Below are 6,059 nucleotides of genomic sequence, written 5' to 3'. Positions count from 1 at the left end.
ATAAGCTGGAAATTAATTTAATACAATTTTTGTCGTGTACTTAGCAAATAAGTTTAAACCACTTCATATAGATAATTTTAGAATAATAAATATAATCAGGTAAATATCTTTTCAAGATCTTCCTTGCAGATAGGCTTAAGGAAATAATCTTTTACAACTTCACCAAAATCCCTCGCCTTATTTATATCTACCTCATTGTTAGATGAGCTGATCATATATATCGTAACAGGCGTTCCCTGAGGTACTATTTTAGTATATTCTTCCAAAAACTGCCAGCCATTCATAATAGGCATGTTGACATCCAGTAAAATCAGGTCTGGCAATGAGGCCCCGTCAGGCATATGCTTTATATGGTCTATCGCCTCTAACCCATTGGGAAAGAACAAAGTATCAACATCAATACTATTTTGCTTCAGCAGGTTACTGAATAAGAAATGATAAATTTTATCATCATCTATAACATAGAGTGTATTAATCTTCTTCATTGAAATAGATTTTAAAAGTGGTGCCCTTATTTACTTCGCTTGTCACTTCTATTTTTCCCCCCATGGCCTCTACCTGGTTTTTTGTTATAAACAGGCCTATCCCACGCGAATTCTGGTGTTTATGAAATGTTTTATACATCCCGAATAAAGAATTTTTATGCCTTTTTAGATCAATTCCCAGCCCATTATCTGTCACTGAAAGTACTTTTCTGCCATCAGAGATGCTATAATCATAGGACAGCATTGGCTTACGGTCAGGACTCGAATATTTAATGGCATTTGTCGTAAAATTAAGCAAAATACTCTCGAGATATGCCGGGTTATAATTTACGGTGACATCAATGGGAATATTTATTTCTATTGTAACGCCATGTTTGATAATTTCATTATGCAAAATATTAAGAATATTTTTAAGGTAATGCCTCAGATTAAGTTTTTCTTTTACAATCTTTACTTCAGACTGTATGGCTACCAGTTCATTAAGATGTCCAATAGTTATGGAAAGCCCGTCTGAAATTTCTTCCAGGTGCTGCATCATTTCTTTACGGGCGGCTTCATCAGCGTTTTTAAAGAGATCAATAAACATCTTGAGATTTCCGGCATGCGACCTCAGGTTGTGGGACACAATATGGGCAAAGTTGCTGAGCTTATTGTTCTGGCTGCTAATTATGCTTATAGTATTAGCAAGGTTGATTTCTTTCTCTTTTATTTCCGTTATATCCTTATGTACGCCGATAGCCCTGGCAGGCTTACCTTTGGCATCAAACTCTATTGCTTTTCCCCTGCTCAGGAGCCACCGGTACGTCCCGTCATCCCTTCGTACCCTGTAGATACTCTCATAAGAAGCGTCTTTTTTTAAACCTTTTTTCCTGGCTTTTTCCCTTGCTTCAATATCATCAGGATGAATGCGGTCTAACCAGAATTGCGAAGGTACCTCTATATCTTCCTCCTCCCTGCCCAGGATTTGCATGGCGTGTCCCGACAGGTAAGTCCTGCCTTTTGCTATATCCCAGTCCCAGATACCTTCTGAGGCGGCTGCAAGGGCATATTTGAGGCGCTCCTCTGACTTTTTCAGCCGCTGCTCCTGTGCTTTATAATCCGTTATATCCGTAATCCTTCCATAAAAGTGTATGGTACCGTTCTGCTGTGGCTCAGGCCTTGCAATGAGTTTAAGCCACCGAAGCCCCTTTTGCGGGAGCATAACCCTGTATTCAGGATCCCAGAGGCAGCCTGTAACCCTGGATTTTTCCAGGCTCTCCAAAATGAGTGGCCGATCCTCAGGCACAACCCTGCCTTTAAAAAGAATATCGGTGTCATTAAGGGCTTGGCCAACAGAAAGTTCATAAATCTCATTAACAGTTTCGCTGGTATAAATAATGGAATATAAATCATCTTTAAACCATACCATTTTAAAAATGAGGTCAGGCACCTGATCCAGCAGTTTTTTATAAAATGCTTTCAGTTTGGTGCTTTCTCCTGTTTCTGTAGATTTGAGAAACTTCATTTAAAATGAAAATTTATTACAAAAATAATCTTAGTTTCTATATAACTATACAATTTATGTCAATATTTTATAATCCGTTACTTCCGCGGATGAAACGACTGTAAAACCTCGGTGAGGAACTTACGGTCCAGATGCATATAAATTTCTGTAGTTGTAATGGACTCATGGCCCAGCATCAGCTGTATTGAGCGCAGGTCAGCGCCATTTTCGAGCAGGTGTGTGGCAAATGAGTGCCTGAACGTATGCGGGCTTATGATTTTATGCAGGCCTGATTTTACTGCAAGGCCTTTAATAATCGTGAAAACCATTGCCCTGGTAAGCCCCCTGCCGCGCCTGTTAAGGAACAGCGTATCTTCATGGCCTTTTTGTACCGTTATGCCACTGCGTATAGTATTGCGGTACAAATCAATGTATTTGCGGGCAGATGGACCCGCCGGCACAAAACGCTGCTTGTTGCCTTTGCCGGTAATTTTGATAAATCCTTCTTCAAAATAAAGGTCAGATATCTTTAGGCTAACCAATTCTGAAACCCTCAGGCCGCAACCATACAGCGTTTCGAGCATAGCCCTGTTTCTTTCACCTTCATTAGTGGAAAGGTCTATTGCTTTTATCAGGCTGTCAATTTCTTCGACTGATAATGTATCCGGAAGCTTCCTGCCAATTTTGGGGACTTCTATAAGTTCCATGGGCGATCCTTTACGGTAATCTTCAAAAACCAGGTAATTAAAAAAGCTCTTGAGCCCGGAAATAATCCGGGCCCGCGAACGTGGGCTTAGCTCGCCGGCCAGGCGGTAAATAAAGTCCTGGATAACTTCATCAGAAATTGTAATTGGGGAAACATCTGCCTGTTTTTCAGAAAGATAATCAACAAGCCGCTGCACATCAAGAAGATAGTTGGCTACAGAGTTTTCTGAGAGGCCCCTTTCTATCCTGAGGTATGACTTGTAGTCTGACATTAATTTTATCCAACTTTTCATACAGGTTAAAGTTTTGTGAATTAAGAATTATTTTACAACACTCCGCTACTGAAAGGAATACTTTTGACACTACAAAACTAAAACTAAATTAATGATGAAGCTACGTAAATTAATTTCAGCAGGTGCATTTATAATAAGCAGTGTTATCACCGCAAATGCACAGGAAGATGCAAGTAATGCCGACTCGATGGCTTTTAGCTGGGGTGTTAAGGGTGGTGTAAACTTCGCAACAGTAAACGGAGATTTTGAAAGCCCCGATTCCAGGACCAGTTTCCACGTTGGCCTGGTTGGTGAATTTCCTTTAGCCGATATCTTTTCTATTCAGGTAGAAGCGTTGTATTCCGGACAAGGGTTTGAAGTTGATGTACCGGGAGGTTTATTCAGTGGCAATGAAACCCTGGAATACCAATTAGATTACATCAATGTGCCTGTACTGGCAAAAGTGTATTTATTCAAAGGGTTCAGCCTGGAAGCTGGCCCACAGTTTAGCTTCCTTGTAAATGAAGAGATAGACAGCCTGCCCAATGATAATGCCGGAGATACAAACACTGATGAAGCAGAAACTTTTGAATTTGGTGTTGCCGGCGGCCTAACTTTTCAGACAGAGTTGGGGTTGTTTGCCACGGCACGCTATACACAGGGTGTAACTGATATCCTTAAAGAAAGGCCTGGTATTCAGAATTCAGTTAATAATTCTGTTTTCCAGATTGGCATTGGATATAAATTTTAAACAAAAACTCCCTTAAAATAAAAAACCTCCCTTAAATGGGAGGCTTTTTCTGTTATAACCTAAATGATAATTAGAATTTCCAAGTCAGACCAAACTGAGCTGTATCAAAGAAGTTGTTAAATACATTAAAGTTTCCTTCGAATGAATTTGTCTTTGTTTCAGCACCGCTAGGGAATTCTGTTTTTTCATTGTTGAATGCAAGAACGTTGGTTAGGCCAAAGTTGATAGCAAAATTTTCAGTAATGAAGTAGTTGATACCAAGATCAATACCAACATTAAAACCAGTTAGTTTGCTAACCTCCTGGCCATCTTCTTCGTCTTTTGAAGAACCATAACCTACACCTGCTTCAGCATACGTTTTAAACCTCTGACCAAGATCAAGGAAATAATAACGTGCAAATACACCAGCGTTAAAGCTGTTAGTTGTTGTTTCAGCAGTTGTACCTCCATTAGGAGTGTCTTCAGTTTTCTCTGAACCAACACCGAATTCTACACCAAGAGCAAGCTTTTCAGTAAGGAAATAACCTGCTTTAGGGTTAAAGTTGAAAGTACTTTCTTTAACTTCGCCAGCATCATCTTCGTCTTTAGAAAAACCGAAGCTTAGGTTACCTTCTAAAAGCACGTCTCCTTGTTTGAATCCAAAAGCCGGAGTTTCAGCTTCTTGTGCATTTACAAAAGCAAAAGCAAATAATGCAGCTGCAGAAAGGATAATTTTTTTCATTTTTTGTTAAATTTATTGGTTACGTTGTTGCAAATGTATACATTTTTTAACAAGTAAAATTAATTGGCGTTCATTTTTTGGAGGCGTGCCACGATTTTTAAATTTTGTACATTAACTCTAACAACTTTAAGATAAACGCATAAGATCAAATGAAATAGAAATCATCGAATTTATAAATTTTNGCAGCGCAACTATAACATGACCCGCAAGGAATATGAGGCTAATTATGGGGTGGTATCGCTGAACCCGTCCTATGAGCAAGGGAATTATAAGTATAAGTACAACGGGAAAGAACTGCAGGATGAGCTGGGGCTTGGCTGGTATGATTATGGGGCACGTAATTATGACCCAACTTTGGGCAGGTGGCATAATATTGACCCGCTGGCGGAGAAATATTATGGTATTAATCCGTATGCTTATGTTTTTAACAATCCCATTGAACTAGTTGACCCAAATGGAATGGAAGTTAAGTTCGTTAGGGCCGAAGGGCAAAGCCGCAAAGAATTTGGACAAATGAAGCGGGAATTTAAGGAGCGGAATAGGCAGTTGATGAAGGATTCAAAAACACATGCGAATAACTGGAATCAATTAAAAAAGTCTGATAACGTACATAAAGTTAGTTTTAATCGAGGTGAAGGCTCTTCTGTATCAACAGTAGGTGAAATAAATAGAGAAACTGGTAATGGAACTGATTTTAAAATTGACCTTGACCAGAAAGGGGCTGAAAATGAATTTGTCATTGGTCATGAAACTGGACATGCTGTTGATGTTGACAATGGTGTAGATTCTCCAATCGATATGCCAGCTATATCAATTACTGATGACCCTAAAACTGTTACGCAAAAGATAATGGATGTCAATAATCGAAATTCAGAAATTAATGAAACTAGTGCTTCGCATGTTGAAAATATAATAAGAGGTGAGGTAAGTAATTCTCGGGGTACAGTAATTCCTCTAAGAGAAACTTATAATCTCCAAATTCAATCTATCAGTCCATTTTCAGGAAAGGCTGAGGTTAAAACAAAAACAATTAATGTAAAGAGAGAAGGTTATGATTATTATAAAAAATCAAATTAAAATTTTGTTCTTGTTGTTGTTCATCTATGGATGTTCTGCTCAAAATAAAAATACAAATAATGAATGCATTAAAGCAAATATAGGGTCTGAAACCAGTTATAGCGGTGGAGACAAATATATTGCCTTAAACATGAACGATTTCAATTCGGACAATGATAAGTCCTTAGATATTGTTAGAATATTATTAGATTCAGGATATGAAACGCAAGAGCACTTTAAAAGAGTTTATATTACTGGAGGTAAATTATATGTTGTTGAAAATGATGTAATGAGAGAATTACCAAAAGATAAAATGGATATTATTAGCAGTGCATTTAATAATCTAGCGGAAAGTAACACATTAGTAACTTGTAAAGTTAATAGTTCTCGAAGATACACCTATAGATACTTTGTTCGAGTTGATAATAAATTAATTATGAGTTTTAGTGCCAATAGTTTTCCGAATTCTATTGATAAAGATTTAATTAAGGATGAGCTAAAGTTTATAACTCTATTTGAAGACCTAAAATAACTTAACCACCTTCTGGTGGTTTTTATAGCCTCTTCCATACCAATGCACAACCGC

General features: G+C 38.0%; 7 protein-coding genes. 3 read left to right on the top strand and 4 right to left on the bottom strand.

What is annotated here, in order from left to right:
- Positions 1-95: 95 nt before the first annotated feature.
- From CHU92_RS07015 to CHU92_RS07005, 3 genes are all read right to left on the bottom strand, one after another.
- A complete protein-coding gene (locus CHU92_RS07015) occupies positions 96-485 on the bottom strand; it encodes a response regulator (RefSeq protein WP_094413996.1) in 390 nt (129 codons plus the stop codon).
- Positions 472-1,989, bottom strand: a complete 1,518-nt coding sequence (locus CHU92_RS07010; protein ID WP_094413994.1) for a sensor histidine kinase — start codon at positions 1,987-1,989, stop codon at positions 472-474. The genes CHU92_RS07015 and CHU92_RS07010 overlap by 14 nt, the downstream gene beginning before the upstream one ends.
- A 77-nt stretch (positions 1,990-2,066) precedes the next feature.
- Positions 2,067-2,966: a site-specific tyrosine recombinase gene (locus CHU92_RS07005; protein ID WP_094413992.1), complete on the bottom strand. Its 900-nt coding sequence runs from the start codon at positions 2,964-2,966 to the stop codon at positions 2,067-2,069.
- A 91-nt stretch (positions 2,967-3,057) separates the two neighbouring features.
- Between CHU92_RS07005 and CHU92_RS07000 the strand changes: the two genes are divergently transcribed.
- Complete coding sequence (locus tag CHU92_RS07000) at positions 3,058-3,696, top strand: porin family protein (RefSeq protein ID WP_094413990.1); 639 nt, start codon at positions 3,058-3,060, stop codon at positions 3,694-3,696.
- A gap of 70 nt (positions 3,697-3,766) precedes the next feature.
- Here the strand turns inward: CHU92_RS07000 and CHU92_RS06995 are convergent, their stop codons facing one another.
- A complete protein-coding gene (locus CHU92_RS06995) occupies positions 3,767-4,417 on the bottom strand; it encodes an outer membrane beta-barrel protein (RefSeq protein ID WP_094413988.1) in 651 nt (216 codons plus the stop codon).
- A gap of 198 nt (positions 4,418-4,615) precedes the next feature.
- Between CHU92_RS06995 and CHU92_RS16190 the strand changes: the two genes are divergently transcribed.
- Positions 4,616-5,494: an RHS repeat-associated core domain-containing protein gene (locus tag CHU92_RS16190; RefSeq protein ID WP_094413986.1), complete on the top strand. Its 879-nt coding sequence runs from the start codon at positions 4,616-4,618 to the stop codon at positions 5,492-5,494.
- Complete coding sequence (locus CHU92_RS06985; RefSeq protein ID WP_094413984.1) at positions 5,469-6,005, top strand: hypothetical protein; 537 nt, start codon at positions 5,469-5,471, stop codon at positions 6,003-6,005. Before CHU92_RS16190 ends, CHU92_RS06985 begins: the two co-directional genes overlap by 26 nt.
- Positions 6,006-6,059 lie beyond the last annotated feature (54 nt).

Source organism: Flavobacterium cyanobacteriorum (assembly GCF_002251835.1).
GTDB classification, from domain to species: Bacteria; Bacteroidota; Bacteroidia; order Flavobacteriales; family Flavobacteriaceae; genus Flavobacterium; species Flavobacterium cyanobacteriorum.
This window is presented reverse-complemented; position numbering and strand designations above follow the sequence as displayed.